A 19,633-nucleotide genomic window follows, 5' to 3' on the forward strand; every position below is an offset into this window, starting at 1 on the left:
GCCATTAAAAAAGCCGGCATTTGCCGGCTTTTTTATCATTCATCGTGCGTCAGTATCGCCGGGATGGTGTCATCCTTGCGCAACGTCATAATTTCGCAGCCGTTGTCTGTTACCACAATAGTATGCTCGTACTGCGCAGACAAGCTTCTGTCTTTGGTTTTCACCGTCCAGCCGTCTTTCATGGTACGGATGCGGTAATCACCCGCGTTGACCATCGGCTCAATGGTAAAGGTCATGCCTTTTTGCAGCACCACGCCGCCGTCATCTGCATCATAGTGCAGGACCTGCGGTTCTTCATGGAAGACGCGACCAATGCCGTGACCGCAGTACTCGCGCACCACGGAGAAACCTTCTGCTTCCACAAACTTCTGGATTGCCGCACCGATGGTTCGCAGGCGAATACCCGGTTTAACCATTTTCAGCGCCAGGTAGAGGCTCTCTTGCGTCACTTTGCACAGACGCTCGCCGAGAATAGTCGGCTTGCCAACGATGAACATTTTTGAGGTGTCACCGTGGTACTCGTCTTTAATGACGGTCACGTCGATGTTGACGATGTCGCCATCTTTCAGCAGTTTTTCATCGTCCGGGATGCCGTGGCAAACCACTTCATTAATAGAGATGCAGACGGATTTCGGGAAACCGTGGTAGCCGAGGCAGGCGGAAACCGCGTGCTGCTCGTTCACGATATAGTCGTTACAGATACGATCCAGTTCACCGGTGCTGACGCCCGGCTTCACGAACGGTTCGATCATTTCCAGCACTTCCGCGGCCAGACGACCGGCGACGCGCATCTTTTCAATTTCTTCAGGTGTCTTAATAGAGATAGCCATGTAATCTGTCCATCGGTGTCGATTTTTTCGACAATACTAGTCTAAGTGTCGTCAATGGTATCAGTCAGGCACACCCCGTGCCAAATTGAGAATCATTAACAGCACACTCCGCCAACAACTGTTGGTTTCTGGTCGTGTTTTGTGGTATAAAGCGCGCCGGACTTCCGATCCATTTCATATACACAGAATGGACGGAGGCGACAAATCTCACTTTGTGTAACAACACACACGTATCGGCACATATTCCGGGGTGCCCTTCGGGGTCGGTAATATGGGATACGTGGAGGCATAACCCCAACTTTCAATATAGAGGTTTTAAACATGGCAACTGTTTCCATGCGCGACATGCTCAAGGCTGGTGTTCACTTTGGTCACCAGACCCGTTACTGGAACCCGAAAATGAAGCCTTTCATCTTCGGCGCACGTAACAAAGTTCACATCATCAACCTTGAGAAAACTGTACCAATGTTCAACGAAGCCCTGGCTGAGCTGAACAAGATCTCTTCCCGTAAAGGTAAGATTCTGTTCGTTGGTACTAAGCGCGCTGCAAGCGAAGCTGTGAAAGATGCTGCTAACAGCTGCGACCAGTTCTTCGTGAACCATCGCTGGTTGGGCGGCATGCTGACCAACTGGAAAACTGTTCGTCAGTCCATCAAACGCCTGAAAGATCTGGAAACCCAGTCTCAGGACGGTACTTTCGACAAGCTGACTAAGAAAGAAGCGCTGATGCGCACTCGTGAACTGGACAAGCTGGAAAACAGCCTGGGCGGTATCAAAGATATGGGCGGCCTGCCAGACGCGCTGTTCGTAATCGATGCAGACCACGAGCACATCGCAATCAAAGAAGCTAACAACCTGGGTATCCCGGTATTCGCTATCGTTGATACCAACTCCGATCCGGACGGTGTTGACTTCGTTATCCCGGGTAACGACGACGCAATCCGTGCTGTTAGCCTGTACCTGAGCGCTGTAGCTGCTACCGTTCGTGAAGGCCGTTCCCAGGATCTGGCTTCTCAGGCGGAAGAAAGCTTCGTAGAAGCTGAATAATAAGGTTTTACCCCTTATTAGTACCGTGTATGAATAGGGGCCCATTACCGGCCCCTTTTTCAATTTACACTGTTTGGCCCCCGGCCGGGCAGTTCACATCTCCCGAGGATTTAAGAATGGCTGAAATTACCGCATCCCTGGTAAAAGAGCTGCGCGAGCGTACTGGCGCAGGCATGATGGATTGCAAAAAAGCGCTGACTGAAGCGAACGGCGACATCGAGCTGGCAATCGAAAACATGCGTAAATCCGGTGCGATCAAAGCAGCTAAAAAAGCAGGCAACGTTGCTGCTGACGGCGTGATCATCACTAAGATCGACGGCAACTACGGCATCATTCTGGAAGTTAACTGCCAGACTGACTTCGTTGCTAAAGATGGCGGTTTCCAGGCATTTGCTAACAAAGTTCTGGACGCAGCTGTTGCTGGTAAAATCACTGACGTTGAAGTTCTGAAAGCACAGTTCGAAGAAGAACGTGTTGCGCTGGTTGCTAAAATCGGTGAGAACATCAACATCCGTCGCGTATCTTCTCTGGAAGGCGACGTTCTGGGCTCTTACCAGCACGGTGCACGTATCGGTGTTCTGGTTGCGGCTAAAGGCGCTGACGAAGAGCTGGTTAAACAGCTGGCTATGCACATCGCTGCAAGCAAACCAGAATTCGTTAAGCCAGAAGACGTGTCTGCTGAAGTGGTAGAGAAAGAGTACCAGGTTCAGCTGGACATCGCGATGCAGTCTGGTAAGCCAAAAGAAATCGCAGAGAAAATGGTTGAAGGCCGCATGAAGAAATTCACCGGCGAAGTTTCTCTGACTGGCCAGCCATTCGTAATGGACCCAAGCAAGTCTGTTGCTCAGCTGCTGAAAGAGCACAACGCTGACGTAACTGGCTTCATCCGCTTCGAAGTGGGCGAAGGCATCGAGAAAGTTGAGACTGACTTCGCAGCAGAAGTTGCTGCAATGTCCAAGCAGTCTTAATGATTGAAAAGGAGCCGCCTGAGGGCGGCTTCTTTTTGTCACCCGTCACAGGAAATCAGACAGGCTCCAGTATCGCTGTGCTGATTTGCGGCATATCATGTCGCCAGAATTAACCCCCATCTTAATCGTTGACAGTCTCAGGAAAGAAACATGGCTACCAATGCAAAACCCGTGTACAAACGCATTCTGCTTAAGCTGAGTGGCGAAGCGCTGCAGGGATCGGAAGGCTTCGGTATTGACGCAAGCATCCTTGATCGCATGGCACAGGAAATCAAAGAACTGGTCGAACTGGGTATCCAGGTTGGCGTGGTCATTGGCGGTGGCAACCTTTTCCGTGGTGCTGGTCTGGCGAAAGCGGGGATGAACCGCGTTGTGGGCGACCACATGGGTATGCTGGCAACCGTCATGAATGGCCTGGCAATGCGTGATGCACTGCACCGCGCCTATGTGAATGCCCGCCTGATGTCCGCGATTCCGCTGAATGGCGTTTGCGATAATTACAGCTGGGCAGAAGCCATCAGCCTGCTGCGCAACAACCGCGTGGTGATCCTCTCCGCCGGTACGGGTAACCCGTTCTTTACAACCGATTCCGCTGCCTGCCTGCGCGGTATCGAGATCGAAGCCGATGTGGTACTGAAAGCGACCAAAGTAGACGGTGTGTTTACTGCCGACCCGGCAAAAGATCCTTCTGCCACCATGTACGATCAGCTGAGCTACAACGAAGTGCTGGATAAAGAGCTGAAAGTGATGGATCTTGCCGCCTTCACGCTGGCTCGCGACCACAAACTGCCGATCCGTGTCTTCAACATGAACAAGCCTGGCGCACTGCGTCGCGTGGTCATGGGCGAAAAAGAAGGCACTTTGATCACGGAATAATTTCCGTTGACGACAAATACAGGTAAGATTCCGCTTTATTTTGTAGTGGTATCTTACCCGGGCGCGCCTTTGGCGTTGTCATGAATTAAACGCGACTATACTTAGCACACCTGTAGCGCTGTGCTGGCGGATAGTCTGCCTGAGACAAGTTTTCAAGGATTCGTAACGTGATTAACGACATCAGAAAAGATGCTGAAGTACGCATGGAAAAATGCGTAGAAGCGTTCAAAACCCAAATCAGCAAAATCCGTACTGGCCGTGCTTCCCCAAGCCTGCTGGATGGCATCATCGTAGAATACTACGGTACGCCAACCCCTCTGCGTCAGCTGGCGAGCGTAACGGTAGAAGATACCCGTACGCTGAAAATCAACGTGTTCGATCGTTCTATGAGCCCGGCCGTTGAGAAAGCGATCATGGCCTCTGACCTCGGACTGAACCCAAGCTCTGCGGGCGCTGACATCCGCGTTCCACTGCCTCCACTGACGGAAGAGCGTCGTAAAGATCTGATCAAAGTGGTTCGTGGCGAAGCTGAGCAGGGTCGTGTATCCGTGCGTAACGTCCGTCGCGACGCGAACGATAAAGTAAAAGCGCTGCTGAAAGAAAAAGAGATCAGTGAAGATGACGATCGTCGTTCTCAGGACGACATTCAGAAAATGACCGACGCTGCCATCAAGAAAATTGATGCGGCGCTCGCAGATAAAGAAGCGGAACTGATGCAGTTCTGATTTCTGTCGTACACTGATAAACGCCGTTCAGAGGGACTTCGGGTCTTGCTGGCGGCGTTTTGCTTTTATCTGGTCTAACTTTTTTCGGGCATCTCATGAAGCATTTAACACTCCTCGGCTCAACCGGCTCTATCGGTTGCAGCACTCTCGACGTTGTTCGCCATAATCCTGAACTTTACACCGTGACAGCGCTGGTGGCCGGTAAGAATGTGCAGCGAATGGTCGAGCAGTGCCTGGAGTTTGCGCCCCGCTATGCGGTAATGGATGACGAAGAGAGCGCGCGTCTGCTGAAAGCACAGCTGCGTGAACAGGGCAGCCGAACCGAGGTGCTGAGTGGCCAACAGGCGGCCTGCCAGATGGCGGCGCTGGATGAGGTGGATCAGGTGATGGCGGCTATCGTCGGGGCGGCAGGATTATTGCCCACGCTTGCCGCGATTGATGCCGGTAAGGATGTTCTGCTGGCCAACAAAGAGTCGCTGGTCACCTGCGGACGTCTGTTTATGGACGCGGTGAAGCAGCGCGGCGCGCGTCTTTTGCCGGTCGACAGCGAGCACAACGCGATTTTTCAGAGTTTACCGCAACCTTTTCAACAGAACCTGGGGTACGCTGACCTGGAGCAGAATGGCGTAGTGTCTATTCTGCTTACCGGGTCTGGTGGCCCGTTCCGTGAAACGCCACTGTCTGAACTGCGCGCCATGACGCCGGATCAGGCGTGCCGTCATCCGAACTGGTCGATGGGGCGTAAAATCTCCGTTGACTCAGCCACCATGATGAACAAAGGTCTGGAATACATTGAAGCGCGCTGGCTGTTTAATGCGTCAGCGAAACAGATGGAAGTACTGATTCACCCGCAATCGGTGATTCACTCGATGGTGCGTTATCAGGATGGCAGCGTGCTGGCACAGCTGGGCGAGCCGGATATGCGTACGCCGATTGCCCATTCAATGGCGTGGCCAAATCGAGTGAAATCCGGCGTGAAGCCGCTTGATTTCTGCAAGCTAAGTTCCCTGACGTTCAGTGAACCAGACTACGACCGCTATCCATGTCTGAAGCTTGCGATGAATGCCTTTGACCAGGGGCAGGCGGCGACGACGGCACTTAATGCAGCCAATGAAATTACCGTAGAGGCATTTCTGAATCAGCAAATTCGTTTTACCGATATCGCGTCGTTAAATTTATCGGTACTGGAGATGATGGATTTGCGCGAACCACAAAGCGTGGAAGAGGTGCTGGCGGTGGATGCAGCTGCGCGTAATATTGCGCGCCAACAGGTGACACGTCTCGCAAGCTGGTGATAAAGCAAGCACTAGTCGTCGTGCTATTTGTTAGCGTTGGGCTTCAGTGATATAGTCTGCGCCACCTGATCGCAGGTATTTGACTTAATGTGGTCAGGTGAGCCGTGGTTTGACACGGCTTTTTTATGTATAGGCTTCAGTATTCCTGAGTACCGTTAAATCCTTTTCAGGGACAAAAAACGCGTTATGTTGTCTGCGAATCAACCAATAAGCGAAAATTTGCCAGCTCATGGCTGCCGTCATGTAGCAATCATTATGGATGGCAATGGCCGCTGGGCGAAAAGACAAGGGAAGATACGAGCCTTTGGGCATAAAGCGGGGGCGAAATCCGTTCGTCGCGCCGTTTCTTTTGCCGCCAACAACGGCATTGATGCGTTAACGCTCTATGCTTTTAGCAGTGAAAACTGGAATCGACCTCTGCAGGAAGTGACTGCGTTGATGGAATTGTTTGTGTGGGCGCTAGACAGCGAAGTAAAAAGCCTGCACCGCCACAACGTCCGCCTGCGTATCATTGGCGATACCAGTCGTTTTAACTCACGTTTGCAGGAACGGATTCGCAAAGCAGAAGCGCTGACGGAAAATAACACCGGTCTGACGCTGAATATTGCGGCGAATTACGGCGGACGCTGGGATATTATCCAGGGCGTTCGGCATCTGGCCGAACAGGTTCAGGAAGGGCTGTTGAGACCCGACCAAATTGATGAAGAGGCGCTGAGCAAGCAAATCTGCATGAATGAACAGGCGCCTGTGGATTTGGTAATTAGGACAGGGGGGGAACATCGCATAAGTAACTTTTTGATATGGCAAATTGCCTATGCTGAACTTTACTTTACGGATGTTCTTTGGCCCGATTTTGATGAACAAGACTTTGAAGGTGCGCTGCATGCCTTTGCCAATCGAGAGCGTCGTTTCGGCGGCACCGAGCCTGGTGGCGACAAAGCCTGATGGGGGTAGCTTTTGCTGAAGTATCGCCTGATTTCCGCTTTTGTATTAATACCCATTGTCATTGCGGCGCTGTTTTTACTGCCCCCGGTGGGATTCGCTATTGTCACGCTGGTGGTGTGCATGCTCGCCGCGTGGGAATGGGGACAGTTTAGCGGCTTTACCTCGCGCACTCAGCGAGTATGGCTTGCGGTACTTTGTGGCTTTATCCTGGCCATAATGCTGTTTACGTTGCCTGAATATCACCATGATATTCATCAGCCTCTGGTTGCCGGTTCCTTGTGGATATCGTTGGCCTGGTGGGTTGCCGCGCTGTTGCTGGTTCTTTTTTATCCAGGCTCCGCGGCACTGTGGCGCAATTCAAAAGTGCTGCGACTGATTTTTGGTTTGCTCACAATTATTCCTTTTTTCTGGGGTATGGTTGCGCTGCGAGCCTGGCACTACGACGAAAACCACTACAGCGGTGCGATCTGGCTGCTTTATGTGATGATTCTGGTCTGGGGGGCTGACTCCGGGGCCTATATGTTTGGTAAACTGTTTGGCAAACATAAGCTGGCACCGAAGGTTTCCCCGGGCAAAACCTGGCAAGGATTCATCGGCGGCCTGTTTACGGCAGCGATCATCTCCTGGGGCTACGGCGTCTGGGCGAATCTTGAAGTGGCACCGTCAATACTGCTGGTGTGCTCGATTTTTGCTGCGCTTGCCTCCGTGCTCGGTGATTTAACCGAAAGTATGTTTAAGCGTGAAGCAGGGATTAAGGACAGCGGACACCTGATTCCAGGGCATGGCGGTATACTGGATCGCATTGATAGCCTGACAGCGGCTGTTCCAGTGTTTGCGTGTTTGCTTTTACTGGTATTCGGGACGATTTAACGGAAGGTTTTATGCTGAGCATTCTCTGGAATCTGGCGGCGTTCATTGTTGCACTGGGTGTACTGATTACCGTGCATGAATTTGGCCATTTCTGGGTTGCTCGCCGCTGTGGCGTGCGCGTAGAGCGGTTTTCCATCGGTTTTGGTAAATCACTCTGGACGCGCACCGACCGTCACGGCACGGAATTTGTCATCGCCCTTATCCCGCTGGGCGGCTACGTCAAAATGCTCGACGAACGCGTCGAGCCTGTCGCTCCTGAGCTGCGACACAGCGCATTCAACAATAAAACCGTTGGACAACGCGCTGCCATCATTGCTGCCGGACCGGTAGCCAACTTCATCTTTGCGATTTTCGCTTACTGGCTGGTGTTTATCATCGGCGTCCCTGGCGTGCGTCCGGTGGTGGGTGAAATTGCCCCCAACTCCATCGCGGCGAGTGCGCAAATTGCATCCGGGATGGAACTTAAAGCGATTGATGGCATCGAAACCCCTGATTGGGATGCCGTGCGACTGCAGCTGGTAGCTAAAATCGGCGATCCGCAGACCACCATCAGCGTATCGCCGTTTGGTTCAGATACGCGTCAGGACAAAGTACTCGATTTACGTCACTGGCGTTTCGAGCCAGACAAAGAAGATCCCGTCGCTGCGCTGGGCATTCGTCCACGCGGCGCGCAGATCGAGCCGGTATTGGCCGAAGTACAGGCAAATTCGGCGGCGAGCAAAGCGGGTTTGCAAGCGGGCGACAGGATCGTTAAAGTCGATGGTCAACCATTAACAGAGTGGATGACCTTTGTTACTCTGGTGCGCGATAATCCGGGAACGTCTCTCGCGCTGGAAGTTGAAAGGCAAGGCAGTCCGCTTTCGCTGACGCTGATCCCGGATACGAAGTCGGTCGGCAAAAAGGCAGAAGGGTTCGCAGGCGTTGTGCCAAAAGTGATCCCGCTGCCAGATGAGTACAAGACAATACGCCAGTATGGGCCGTTCAGCGCCATCCTTGAAGCCACGGATAAAACATGGCAACTGATGAAGCTGACGGTCAACATGTTGGGGAAATTGATAACCGGTGATGTGAAACTGAACAACCTCAGTGGGCCAATTTCGATTGCTCAGGGGGCTGGGATGTCAGCGGAATTCGGGGGGATTTACTATCTCATGTTCCTCGCGCTCATTAGCGTGAACCTTGGGATAATCAACCTGTTCCCGCTTCCCGTTTTAGACGGGGGTCATCTGCTGTTTTTGGCGATTGAAAAGCTAAAAGGCGGACCGGTATCCGAGCGAGTTCAAGACTTTAGTTATCGCATTGGCTCGATTTTGCTGGTGCTGTTAATGGGGCTTGCACTTTTCAATGATTTCTCTCGGTTGTAAGAGAGTGTTAGGAAGAACGCATAATAACGATGGCGATGAAAAAGTTGCTCATAGCGTCGCTGCTGTTTAGCAGCGCCACCGTATACGGTGCTGACGGGTTCGTAGTGAAAGACATTCATTTCGAAGGCCTCCAGCGTGTCGCCGTTGGTGCGGCCCTCCTCAGTATGCCTGTACGCCCCGGCGATACGGTTAATGATGATGATATCAGTAACACCATCCGTGCTCTGTTTGCCACCGGCAACTTTGAGGACGTTCGCGTCCTGCGCGATGGTGATACGCTGCTGGTACAGGTAAAAGAACGTCCAACGATTGCCAGTATCACTTTCTCCGGTAACAAATCGGTGAAAGATGACATGCTCAAGCAGAACCTTGAAGCATCCGGTGTTCGTGTGGGTGAATCCCTGGACCGCACAACCCTTTCAGACATTGAAAAAGGTCTGGAAGACTTCTACTACAGCGTCGGTAAATACAGTGCCAGCGTCAAAGCGGTTGTCACTCCGCTGCCGCGCAACCGTGTTGACCTGAAGCTGGTCTTCCAGGAAGGTGTTTCTGCGAAGATCCAGCAGATCAACATTGTCGGCAACCACGCGTTCAGCACCGACGAACTGATCTCCACCTTCCAGCTGCGCGATGAAGTGCCATGGTGGAACGTGGTAGGCGATCGTAAATACCAGAAACAGAAACTGGCGGGCGACCTTGAAACCCTGCGCAGCTACTATCTCGACCGTGGCTATGCGCGTTTCAACATCGACTCGACTCAGGTAAGCCTGACGCCGGACAAGAAAGGGATCTACATTACGGTCAACATCACTGAAGGCGAGCAGTACAAGCTTTCGGGTGTTGAGGTGAGTGGTAACCTTGCGGGGCATTCTGCTGAAATCGAGTCGCTGACCAAAATTCAGCCAGGCGACCTGTATAGCGGTTCCAAGGTAACCAAAATGGAAGACAGCATTAAGAAGCTGCTCGGCCGCTATGGTTATGCCTATCCGCGCGTACAGACTCAGCCGGAAATCAACGATGCGGATAAAACCGTTAAGCTGCACGTGAATGTTGATGCGGGCAACCGTTTCTACGTGCGTAAGATCCGCTTCGTCGGTAACGACACCTCCAAAGATTCCGTTCTGCGCCGCGAAATGCGTCAGATGGAAGGCGCATGGTTGGGTAGCGATCTCGTTGATCAGGGTAAAGAGCGTCTGAACCGTCTGGGCTATTTTGAAACGGTGGATACCGATACCCAGCGCGTACCGGGCAGCCCGGATCAGGTTGATGTCGTTTATAAAGTGAAAGAGCGCAACACCGGTAGCTTCAACTTCGGTGTGGGCTACGGTACTGAAAGCGGCGTTAGCTTCCAGGTCGGCGTGCAGCAGGATAACTGGCTGGGTACGGGTTACTCTGTCGGTATTAACGGCACCAAAAACGACTACCAGACCTACTCTGAGTTCTCTGTGACTAACCCATACTTCACCGTAGACGGTGTGAGCCTGGGCGGTCGTATCTTCTATAACGACTTTAAAGCAGACGACGCGGACCTGTCTTCATACACCAACAAGAGTTACGGTGTAGACGGTACGCTTGGCTTCCCGGTTAACGAATACAACACCCTGCGTGCGGGCTTAGGGTACGTGCATAACGACCTGTCCAACATGCAACCGCAGGTGGCGATGTGGCGTTATCTGGACTCTATCGGCCAGTCAACCAGCAAAAGTGGTCATGACAATGGCTTCGCGGCGGATGACTTCACCTTTAACTACGGCTGGACCTATAACCGTCTCGACCGTGGTTACTTCCCAACGGAAGGTTCTCGCGTCAACCTGAACGGTAAAGTGACCGTGCCGGGTTCCGATAACGAGTTCTATAAGGTCACGCTGGATACCGCATCCTACTTCCCGATCGATGACGATCATAAGTGGGTGGTTCTGGGTCGTACCCGTTGGGGCTATGGCGATGGTCTGGGTGGCAAAGAACTGCCGTTCTATGAAAACTTCTATGCGGGTGGCTCCAGCACCGTTCGTGGTTTCCAGTCCAACAACATTGGTCCGAAAGCGGTTTACTACGGCGGGAACGACAAAGATAACTGTAATAAGACTTCCTCTTCCGAAGTCTGTAGCTCCAATGACGCGGTGGGCGGTAACGCCATGGCCGTTGCCAGCCTGGAGTTCATTACGCCAACGCCGTTTATCAGTGATAAATACGCAAACTCGGTCCGTACGTCCTTCTTCTGGGATGCGGGTACCGTGTGGGATACCAACTGGCAGAATACTGCCCAGATGCGCGCTGAAGGCATTCCTGACTACAGCGATCCGAGCAATATTCGCATGTCTGCCGGTATCGCATTACAATGGATGTCACCGCTGGGGCCGTTGGTCTTCTCTTACGCCCAGCCGTTTAAGAAATACGATGGAGACAAAGCGGAGCAATTCCAGTTTAACATTGGTAAAACCTGGTAATAATCCGCTGCAAAGGAATGCGTTGGCAGTGTAGCGCTGACAACTGGCGATCGGTAACACGGTCGCCTTGCCACGCAAAGAACGGTACCTTCTGGTGCCAATGGGATGGTAAGGAGTTAATTGTGAAAAAGTGGTTATTAGCTGCAGGTCTCGGTTTAGCGATGGCAACTTCTGCTCAGGCAGCAGACAAAATTGCAATCGTCAACATGGGTAATTTGTTCCAGCAGGTTGCACAGAAAACAGGTGTTTCTGCGACTCTGGAAAACGAATTCAAAGGCCGTGCAAGCGAACTGCAGGGTATGGAAAACGATCTTCAGTCCAAAATGCAGCGTCTGCAGCGTGATGGTTCTACCATGAAAGCAAGCGACCGTAGCAAGCTGGAAAAAGACGTAATGGCTCAGCGCCAGACGTTCTCCCAGAAAGCGCAGGCTTTCGAGCAGGATCGTCAGCGTCGTTCTAACGAAGAACGCGGCAAGCTGGTAACTCGCATTCAGACTGCTGTTAAAGCAGTGGCTGCCGATCAGAGCATCGATCTGGTTGTAGATGCGAACGCCGTTGCTTTTAACAGCAAAGATGTTAAAGACATCACTGCTGATGTTCTGAAACAGGTTAAATAAGTAATGCCTTCAATTCGACTGGCTGATTTAGCTCAGCAGTTGGATGCAGAATTACACGGTGATGGCGATATCGTCATCACCGCTGTTGCGTCCATGCAATCTGCTAAAGCTGGCACGATTACCTTCATGGTAAGCCCTAAGTACCGTGAGCAACTGGCTCAATGCCAGGCGTCAGCTGTTGTACTGACGCAGGACGATCTTCCATTTGCCACTGTAAGCGCGCTGGTAGTGAAAAACCCCTACCTGACGTATGCACGCATGGCTCAAATTCTCGATACCACGCCGCAGCCGGCCCAGAACATTGCTGCCAGTGCAGCGATTGATGCGACGGCCCGGCTTGGTAACAACGTCGCCGTTGGCGCGAATGCGGTTATCGAATCCGGCGTTGTGCTGGGCGATAACGTCGTCATTGGCCCTAGTTGCTTCGTTGGGAAAAATACGAAAATCGGCGCCGGGACCCGTTTATGGGCCAACGTGTCCGTTTATCATGACGTTGAAATTGGCGAAAATTGCCTCGTCCAGTCCAGCACCGTGATTGGTTCTGATGGCTTTGGTTACGCTAACGATCGCGGTAACTGGGTGAAGATCCCGCAGCTTGGTCGCGTTATTATTGGCGATCGCGTGGAGATCGGTGCCTGTACCACCATTGACCGTGGCGCGCTTGACGACACGATCATTGGTAATGGTGTTATCATCGATAACCAGTGCCAGATTGCGCATAACGTTGTGATTGGCGACAATACCGCAGTTGCGGGTGGCGTCATCATGGCAGGCAGTCTGAAAATTGGCCGTTATTGCATGATTGGCGGCGCGAGCGTGATTAATGGCCATATGGAAATATGCGACAAGGTCACCGTGACGGGAATGGGCATGGTAATGCGTCCTATCACTGAACCTGGCGTCTATTCCTCAGGCATTCCGCTACAACCCAACAAGGTATGGCGTAAAACAGCAGCTCTGGTGATGAACATTGATGATATGAGCAAGCGCCTCAAGTCTCTTGAGCGTAAGATCGATCAACAAGATTAAGCGTCATCCGTTTAACGCTATTTTTCCCGGCCTGTCGGCTTTCTAATAAACCGGCAGGCCGTGTTATTATTGTTATCAGTACATTTTGACAGGAAGAGTATTTTGACTACTGACACTCATACTCTGCATATTGAAGAGATTTTAGAACTTCTGCCGCACCGCTCCCCGTTTCTGCTGGTAGACCGTGTGCTGGATTTTGAAGAAGGTCGTTTTCTGCGCGCAGTGAAAAATGTTTCCGTGAACGAGCCGTTCTTCCAGGGGCACTTCCCTGGTAAGCCTATCTTCCCGGGTGTGTTGATTCTGGAAGCGATGGCTCAGGCTACCGGTATTCTGGCGTTTAAAAGCGTCGGCAAACTGGAGCCAGGTGAGCTGTATTACTTCGCAGGTATTGATGAAGCGCGCTTTAAGCGTCCTGTCGTGCCTGGTGATCAGATGATCATGGAAGTCACTTTTGAAAAAACGCGTCGTGGCCTGACTCGCTTCAAAGGCGTAGCGCTGGTCGACGGCAAAGTTGTTTGCGAAGCGACGATGATGTGTGCTCGTAGCCGGGAGTCCTGATACGTGATTGATAAATCCGCCTTTATTCATCCTACTGCTATTGTGGAAACCGGTGCCATCATTGGCGCTAACGTCCACATTGGCCCGTTTTGTATTGTTGGACCCCATGTCGAAATTGGTGAGGGTACAGTACTGAAATCTCACGTTGTGGTGAATGGTCACACGACCATTGGCTGCAATAACGAGATCTATCAGTTCGCCTCCATCGGCGAAGTTAACCAGGATCTGAAATATGCTGGTGAGTCGACCCGTCTGGAAATTGGCGATCGTAACCGTATTCGCGAAAGCGTCACCATTCATCGTGGAACAGTACAAGGTGGTGGGTTGACGAAGGTGGGCAGCGATAACCTGTTTATGGTTAATGCGCATATCGCGCACGACTGTACCGTGGGTGACCGCTGTATTCTTGCCAACAACGCAACGCTGGCAGGACACGTATCGGTTGATGACTTCGCAATTATTGGCGGCATGACCGCAGTCCATCAGTTCTGCATCATTGGTGCGCACGTGATGGTTGGCGGATGCTCCGGTGTGGCGCAGGACGTTCCACCGTATGTGATTGCGCAGGGCAACCATGCCACGCCGTTTGGCGTGAACATCGAAGGCCTCAAGCGTCGTGGTTTTAGTCGCGAAGCGATTACTGCCATCCGCAACGCGTACAAACTGCTGTACCGTAGCGGTAAAACGCTGGAAGAGGCGAAGCCGGAAATTGCCGAGCTGGCGAATAAGCACCCGGAAGTGAACGCGTTCATGGAATTCTTTGACCGTTCAACAAGGGGTCTGATTCGTTAATGGTCGACAGTCGTCCGCTTACGATAGCCCTGGTCGCCGGAGAAACCTCCGGCGATATTCTTGGTGCCGGTCTCATCCGCGCGCTTAAGGCGCGTATACCCAATGCTCGCTTTGTCGGTGTTGCTGGCCCGCTGATGCAGGCCGAAGGCTGTGAAGCCTGGTATGAAATGGAAGAGCTCGCCGTGATGGGCATCGTTGAGGTGCTGGGACGGCTACGCCGTTTGCTGCACATCCGTGCCGATCTCACCCGCCGCTTTACCGAACTCAAACCCGATGTGTTTGTCGGTATTGATGCACCTGATTTCAACATTACCCTCGAAGGGAATCTGAAAAAGCAGGGCATTAAAACCATTCACTACGTCAGTCCGTCCGTCTGGGCGTGGCGACAGAAACGTGTTTTCAAAATCGGACGGTCCACCAACCTGGTGCTGGCTTTCCTGCCTTTCGAAAAAGCGTTTTACGACAGATTTAATGTGCCGTGCCGTTTTATCGGTCATACCATGGCGGATGCGATGCCATTGGATCCGGATAAAAACGCGGCGCGCGACGCGCTGGGCATCCCGCATGATGTGCACTGTCTGGCACTGCTGCCAGGCAGCCGTGGTGCCGAAGTGGAGATGCTGAGCGCCGATTTTCTCAAAACAGCGCAAATTCTTCGCCAGACCTATCCCGACCTTGAAGTGGTTGTTCCGCTGGTGAATGCCAAACGCCGCGAGCAGTTTGAGCGCATCAAAGCGGAAGTCGCCCCGGATCTTCACGTCCGTCTTCTGGACGGGAAAGGGCGGGAAGCGATGTATGCGAGCGATGCCGCGCTGCTGGCCTCCGGCACGGCGGCGCTGGAATGTATGCTGGCGAAATGCCCAATGGTGGTCGGTTATCGCATGAAGCCGTTCACCTTCTGGCTGGCAAAACGTCTGGTGAAAACGGATTATGTCTCCCTGCCAAACCTGCTTGCCGGGCGCGAGCTGGTGAAAGAGCTGTTGCAGGATGAGTGCCAGCCGCAGGCGCTTGCCGATGCACTGCTGCCGCTGCTCGCCGACGGTAAGACCAGCCACCAGATGCACGATACCTTCCGCGAACTGCATCAACTGATCCGCTGTAATGCCGATGAGCAAGCGGCGGATGCGGTGCTGGAGCTAGCAAAATGATGGAATTTGTTTATCCTCACACTCGTCTTGTGGCGGGCGTGGACGAAGTGGGCCGTGGCCCGTTAGTCGGGGCCGTGGTGACCGCCGCGGTGATCCTCGATCCGGCTCGCCCGATTATCGGGCTGAACGACTCGAAAAAATTGTCTGAAAAGCGCCGGCTGGCGCTGTTTGGTGAGATTCAGGAGAAGGCGCTGGCCTGGAGCCTGGGGCGCGCTGAACCGCATGAAATAGACGAGCTGAATATTTTGCATGCCACGATGCTGGCGATGCAGCGTGCGGTAGCGGGTTTGAAAATTTCCCCGGAATATGTCCTGATTGACGGCAACCGCTGTCCTGCATTGCCCATGCCTTCAATGGCGGTCGTCAAAGGCGATAGTCGGGTCGCAGAAATTAGCGCAGCTTCTATTATTGCCAAAGTGACGCGCGACGCTGAAATGGCCGCGCTGGACCTCACTTACCCTCAGTATGGTTTCGCCCAGCATAAGGGGTATCCCACACCTTTCCATCTGGAAAGGCTGGCTGAACATGGCGCAACCGAACACCACCGTCGCAGCTTTGGCCCGGTGAAGCGCGCGCTGGGACGGGTGTCCTGAATCAATACGCAAGCAATTAAGTAACGCGGAATCTGAAGATGGCTGAACCACGTTTCGTACACCTGCGGGTGCATAGCGACTACTCCATGATCGATGGGCTGGCGAAGACCGGGCCGCTGGTAAAAAAGGCGGCCTCCCTTGGCATGCCCGCGCTGGCGATCACCGATTTTACCAACCTGTGTGGCCTGGTGAAGTTCTACGGAACGGCGCACGGCGCGGGGATGAAGCCTATCGTCGGCGCAGATTTTCATGTGCAAAGCGATCTCGTCGGCGATGAAATGACGCAAATCTCCGTGCTGGCGATGAACAACACGGGCTATCAAAACCTCACTCTGCTTATCTCAAAAGCCTATCAGCGCGGATACGGTGCGCTGGGCCCGTGGATCGACAGGGACTGGCTGGCTGAGCTGAACGAAGGGCTGCTGCTGATCTCTGGCGGCCGTATGGGGGATGTCGGCAAATGCCTGCTGCGCGGCAATAGCGCGCTGGTGGATCAGTGCGTCTCGTTCTATGAAGAGTATTTCCCGGATCGTTATTATCTGGAGCTGATCCGCACCGGTCGCCAGGACGAAGAGAGCTATCTGCACGCGGCGGTCGCACTTGCGGAAGAACGCGGGCTGCCCGTCGTCGCGACAAACGATGTGCGGTTCCTCGAGCCGGGGGATTTTGACGCTCACGAAATTCGCGTGGCGATCCACGATGGCTTCACGCTGGACGATCCCAAACGGCCGCGTAATTACTCCGCTCAACAGTACATGCGCAGCGAGGAGGAGATGTGTGAACTCTTCTCCGATATCCCTGAAGCGCTGGAAAACAGCGTAGAGATCGCCAAGCGCTGTAACGTCACCGTCCGCCTCGGCGAATACTTCCTGCCGCAGTTCCCGACGGGTGATATGACCACGGAAGATTTCCTGGTCGTGAAATCAAAAGAAGGTCTTGAAGAGCGTCTGGAATTCCTGTTCCCGGATGAGGCCGTTCGCAAAGAGAAGCGGCCGCCGTACGATGAACGTCTGGATATTGAACTCCAGGTCATCAACCAGATGGGTTTCCCCGGCTACTTCCTGATCGTCATGGAGTTTATCCAGTGGTCGAAGGATAACGGCGTACCTGTCGGACCGGGGCGTGGCTCCGGTGCAGGATCGCTTGTGGCCTATGCGCTTAAAATTACCGACCTCGATCCGCTGGAATTCGACCTGCTGTTCGAACGTTTCCTCAACCCGGAACGTGTTTCCATGCCCGACTTTGACGTCGACTTCTGCATGGAGAAACGCGACCAGGTGATCGAGCACGTCGCCGATATGTACGGCCGTGATGCGGTATCGCAGATTATTACGTTCGGTACGATGGCGGCAAAAGCGGTAATCCGTGACGTTGGCCGCGTGCTGGGCCACCCGTACGGCTTTGTCGATCGTATTTCTAAGCTGGTGCCGCCCGATCCGGGCATGACGCTGGCAAAAGCGTTTGAAGCTGAGCCTCAGCTGCCGGAAATCTACGAAGCCGACGAAGAAGTTAAAGCGCTGATCGACATGGCGCGCAAGCTGGAAGGCGTCACGCGTAACGCCGGTAAGCATGCGGGGGGCGTGGTTATCGCGCCGACCAAAATTACCGACTTCGCGCCGCTCTACTGCGATGAAGCGGGTGAGCATCCGGTTACTCAGTTTGATAAGAACGACGTGGAATACGCCGGGCTGGTGAAGTTTGACTTCCTCGGCCTGCGTACGCTGACGATCATCGACTGGGCGCTGAAGATGATCAACCCGCGCCGGGAGAAGCAGGGCCTTGAGCCGATAGACATTGCCGCCATCCCGCTGGATGACAAGAAAAGTTTCGACATGCTGCAGCGCTCGGAGACCACCGCGGTCTTCCAGCTTGAATCGCGCGGCATGAAAGATCTGATTAAACGTCTGCAGCCCGACTGCTTCGAAGATATGATCGCACTGGTTGCCCTGTTCCGTCCGGGCCCGCTGCAGTCAGGGATGGTAGATAACTTTATCGACCGTAAGCACGGGCGCGAAGAGATTTCTTACCCGGACGTTCAGTGGCAGCATGAAAGCCTGAAGCCGGTACTGGAGCCAACCTACGGCATCATCCTGTATCAGGAACAGGTCATGCAGATTGCCCAGGTGCTTTCCGGCTATACCCTCGGCGGCGCGGACATGCTGCGTCGTGCGATGGGTAAGAAAAAGCCGGAAGAGATGGCCAAGCAGCGAGGCACTTTCGAAGAAGGCGCGAGAAAAAACGGCGTTGACGGTGAGCTGGCGATTAAGATCTTCGACCTGGTGGAGAAATTCGCCGGGTACGGATTTAACAAATCCCACTCCGCCGCCTATGCTTTGGTGTCGTATCAAACGCTGTGGCTGAAAGCGCACTATCCTGCTGAATTTATGGCGGCGGTAATGACGGCCGATATGGACAACACCGAGAAGGTGGTGGGCCTGGTGGACGAGTGCTGGCGCATGGGGCTTAAGATCCTGCCGCCGGATATTAACTCAGGGCTCTACCATTTCCACGTTAACGACGACGGAGAGATCGTTTACGGGATCGGCGCAATCAAAGGCGTGGGTGAAGGTCCGATCGAGGCGATCATCGAAGCGCGTAACAACGGCGGGTATTTCCGCGAGCTGTTCGATCTTTGCGCCCGTACCGACACCAAAAAACTGAACCGTCGCGTGCTGGAAAAACTGATCATGTCCGGCGCGTTTGACAGGCTGGGGCCGCACCGCGCCGCGCTGATGAACTCGCTGGGCGACGCGCTGAAAGCGGCGGATCAGCATGCAAAAGCGGAAGCCATTGGTCAGGCGGATATGTTCGGGGTGCTGGCGGAAGAGCCGGAGCAGATCGAGCAGTCTTATTCCAACTGCCAGCCGTGGCCAGAACAGGTGGTACTGGATGGGGAGCGTGAGACGTTAGGCTTGTACCTGACGGGGCACCCGATCAACCAGTACATTAAAGAAATTGAGCGCTATGTCGGCGGCCACAGGCTTAAAGACATGCATCCGACAGAACGTGGTAAAATCACCACGGCTGCGGGGCTCGTGATTGCCGCAAGGGTTATGGTCACCAAGCGCGGCAATCGTATTGGCATCTGTACGTTGGATGACCGTTCCGGGCGTCTGGAGGTGATGTTGTTCACCGACGCGCTGGATAAATACCAGCAATTGCTGGAAAAAGACCGCATACTTATCGTCAGCGGACAGGTCAGCTTTGATGACTTCAGCGGGGGGCTTAAAATGACCGCCCGCGAAGTGATGGACATTGACGAAGCCCGGGAAAAATATGCTCGCGGGCTTGCTATCTCGCTGACGGACAGGCAAATTGATGACCAGCTTTTAAACCGACTCCGTCAGTCTCTGGAACCCCACCGCTCGGGGACAATTCCAGTACATCTCTACTATCAGAGGGCGGATGCACGTGCGCGGTTGCGCTTTGGTGCAACGTGGCGTGTTTCTCCGAGCGATCGTTTACTGAACGATCTCCGTGGCCTCATTGGTTCGGAGCAGGTGGAACTGGAGTTTGACTAATACAGGAA

17 protein-coding genes are annotated in these 19,633 nt (G+C 53.4%); 16 read left to right on the plus strand and 1 reads right to left on the minus strand.

The genetic code is table 11. The annotated features are described in order from the left end of the window. Positions 1-35: 35 nt before the first annotated feature. The gene (gene map / locus AC2TE5_RS04085) at positions 36-830 is read right to left on the minus strand and encodes a type I methionyl aminopeptidase (RefSeq protein ID WP_023310454.1); all 795 of its coding nucleotides are present in this window, start codon (positions 828-830) and stop codon (positions 36-38) included. Between the two features lie 321 nt (positions 831-1,151). On the opposite strand from map, the gene rpsB reads away from it, so the two are divergent. The 16 genes from rpsB to dnaE all read left to right on the plus strand — a co-directional run bounded on the left by rpsB (position 1,152) and on the right by dnaE (position 19,625). Then, positions 1,152-1,877: a 30S ribosomal protein S2 gene (gene rpsB / locus AC2TE5_RS04090; protein WP_003856207.1), complete on the plus strand. Its 726-nt coding sequence runs from the start codon at positions 1,152-1,154 to the stop codon at positions 1,875-1,877. A gap of 116 nt (positions 1,878-1,993) precedes the next feature. Further along, positions 1,994-2,845: a translation elongation factor Ts gene (gene tsf, locus AC2TE5_RS04095; RefSeq protein ID WP_014882627.1), complete on the plus strand. Its 852-nt coding sequence runs from the start codon at positions 1,994-1,996 to the stop codon at positions 2,843-2,845. Positions 2,846-2,995: 150 nt separating this feature from the next. Next, entirely contained in the window at positions 2,996-3,721 is a 726-nt protein-coding gene (pyrH, locus tag AC2TE5_RS04100; RefSeq protein ID WP_047346409.1) for a UMP kinase, read from the plus strand. A gap of 167 nt (positions 3,722-3,888) precedes the next feature. After that, positions 3,889-4,446: a ribosome recycling factor gene (gene frr / locus AC2TE5_RS04105; RefSeq protein WP_023334573.1), complete on the plus strand. Its 558-nt coding sequence runs from the start codon at positions 3,889-3,891 to the stop codon at positions 4,444-4,446. A gap of 95 nt (positions 4,447-4,541) precedes the next feature. Continuing rightward, a complete protein-coding gene (gene ispC, locus AC2TE5_RS04110) occupies positions 4,542-5,741 on the plus strand; it encodes a 1-deoxy-D-xylulose-5-phosphate reductoisomerase (RefSeq protein WP_121425062.1) in 1,200 nt (399 codons plus the stop codon). A gap of 186 nt (positions 5,742-5,927) precedes the next feature. Then, the gene (ispU, locus tag AC2TE5_RS04115) at positions 5,928-6,686 is read left to right on the plus strand and encodes a (2E,6E)-farnesyl-diphosphate-specific ditrans,polycis-undecaprenyl-diphosphate synthase (protein ID WP_024907522.1); all 759 of its coding nucleotides are present in this window, start codon (positions 5,928-5,930) and stop codon (positions 6,684-6,686) included. Between the two features lie 12 nt (positions 6,687-6,698). Next, on the plus strand, positions 6,699-7,556 hold the full coding sequence (gene cdsA, locus AC2TE5_RS04120; RefSeq protein WP_023310457.1) for a phosphatidate cytidylyltransferase: 858 nt from the start codon (positions 6,699-6,701) through the stop codon (positions 7,554-7,556). Between the two features lie 11 nt (positions 7,557-7,567). Continuing rightward, the gene (gene rseP / locus AC2TE5_RS04125; RefSeq protein WP_213329159.1) at positions 7,568-8,920 is read left to right on the plus strand and encodes a sigma E protease regulator RseP; all 1,353 of its coding nucleotides are present in this window, start codon (positions 7,568-7,570) and stop codon (positions 8,918-8,920) included. Between the two features lie 29 nt (positions 8,921-8,949). Then, positions 8,950-11,367: an outer membrane protein assembly factor BamA gene (gene bamA, locus AC2TE5_RS04130; protein ID WP_484612704.1), complete on the plus strand. Its 2,418-nt coding sequence runs from the start codon at positions 8,950-8,952 to the stop codon at positions 11,365-11,367. Positions 11,368-11,489: 122 nt separating this feature from the next. Further along, positions 11,490-11,984 (plus strand): molecular chaperone Skp, encoded by a 495-nt coding sequence (skp, locus tag AC2TE5_RS04135; protein WP_045907838.1) that lies wholly within the window; start codon positions 11,490-11,492, stop codon positions 11,982-11,984. Positions 11,985-11,987: 3 nt separating this feature from the next. Then, complete coding sequence (lpxD, locus tag AC2TE5_RS04140) at positions 11,988-13,013, plus strand: UDP-3-O-(3-hydroxymyristoyl)glucosamine N-acyltransferase (protein ID WP_484612705.1); 1,026 nt, start codon at positions 11,988-11,990, stop codon at positions 13,011-13,013. Positions 13,014-13,115: 102 nt separating this feature from the next. Continuing rightward, a complete protein-coding gene (gene fabZ / locus AC2TE5_RS04145) occupies positions 13,116-13,571 on the plus strand; it encodes a 3-hydroxyacyl-ACP dehydratase FabZ (RefSeq protein WP_484612706.1) in 456 nt (151 codons plus the stop codon). A 3-nt stretch (positions 13,572-13,574) separates the two neighbouring features. Then, positions 13,575-14,363, plus strand: coding sequence for an acyl-ACP--UDP-N-acetylglucosamine O-acyltransferase (lpxA, locus tag AC2TE5_RS04150; protein WP_023310462.1), 789 nt, complete (start codon positions 13,575-13,577; stop codon positions 14,361-14,363). Continuing rightward, positions 14,363-15,511 carry a lipid-A-disaccharide synthase gene (lpxB, locus tag AC2TE5_RS04155; protein ID WP_213329156.1) on the plus strand — a complete coding sequence of 383 codons (1,149 nt, stop codon included), beginning with the start codon at positions 14,363-14,365 and terminating at the stop codon, positions 15,509-15,511. Before lpxA ends, lpxB begins: the two co-directional genes overlap by 1 nt. Then, positions 15,508-16,104, plus strand: a complete 597-nt coding sequence (gene rnhB, locus AC2TE5_RS04160) for a ribonuclease HII (RefSeq protein WP_063145194.1) — start codon at positions 15,508-15,510, stop codon at positions 16,102-16,104. Before lpxB ends, rnhB begins: the two co-directional genes overlap by 4 nt. A 38-nt stretch (positions 16,105-16,142) precedes the next feature. Next, entirely contained in the window at positions 16,143-19,625 is a 3,483-nt protein-coding gene (gene dnaE, locus AC2TE5_RS04165; protein ID WP_484612707.1) for a DNA polymerase III subunit alpha, read from the plus strand. Positions 19,626-19,633: the final 8 nt, after the last annotated feature.

This window comes from Enterobacter sp. N5-15 (assembly GCF_057221635.1).

Coding starts and splice junctions, on each gene's coding strand:
- dnaE (WP_484612707.1), top strand. CDS start 16,143: ATGGCTGAACCACGTTTCGTACACCTGCGGGTGCATAGCGACTACTCC.
- bamA (WP_484612704.1), top strand. CDS start 8,950: ATGGCGATGAAAAAGTTGCTCATAGCGTCGCTGCTGTTTAGCAGCGCC.
- ispU (WP_024907522.1), top strand. CDS start 5,928: ATGTTGTCTGCGAATCAACCAATAAGCGAAAATTTGCCAGCTCATGGC.
- rpsB (WP_003856207.1), top strand. CDS start 1,152: ATGGCAACTGTTTCCATGCGCGACATGCTCAAGGCTGGTGTTCACTTT.
- rseP (WP_213329159.1), top strand. CDS start 7,568: ATGCTGAGCATTCTCTGGAATCTGGCGGCGTTCATTGTTGCACTGGGT.
- rnhB (WP_063145194.1), top strand. CDS start 15,508: ATGATGGAATTTGTTTATCCTCACACTCGTCTTGTGGCGGGCGTGGAC.
- pyrH (WP_047346409.1), top strand. CDS start 2,996: ATGGCTACCAATGCAAAACCCGTGTACAAACGCATTCTGCTTAAGCTG.
- lpxB (WP_213329156.1), top strand. CDS start 14,363: ATGGTCGACAGTCGTCCGCTTACGATAGCCCTGGTCGCCGGAGAAACC.
- lpxD (WP_484612705.1), top strand. CDS start 11,988: ATGCCTTCAATTCGACTGGCTGATTTAGCTCAGCAGTTGGATGCAGAA.
- ispC (WP_121425062.1), top strand. CDS start 4,542: ATGAAGCATTTAACACTCCTCGGCTCAACCGGCTCTATCGGTTGCAGC.
- tsf (WP_014882627.1), top strand. CDS start 1,994: ATGGCTGAAATTACCGCATCCCTGGTAAAAGAGCTGCGCGAGCGTACT.
- map (WP_023310454.1), bottom strand. CDS start 830: ATGGCTATCTCTATTAAGACACCTGAAGAAATTGAAAAGATGCGCGTC.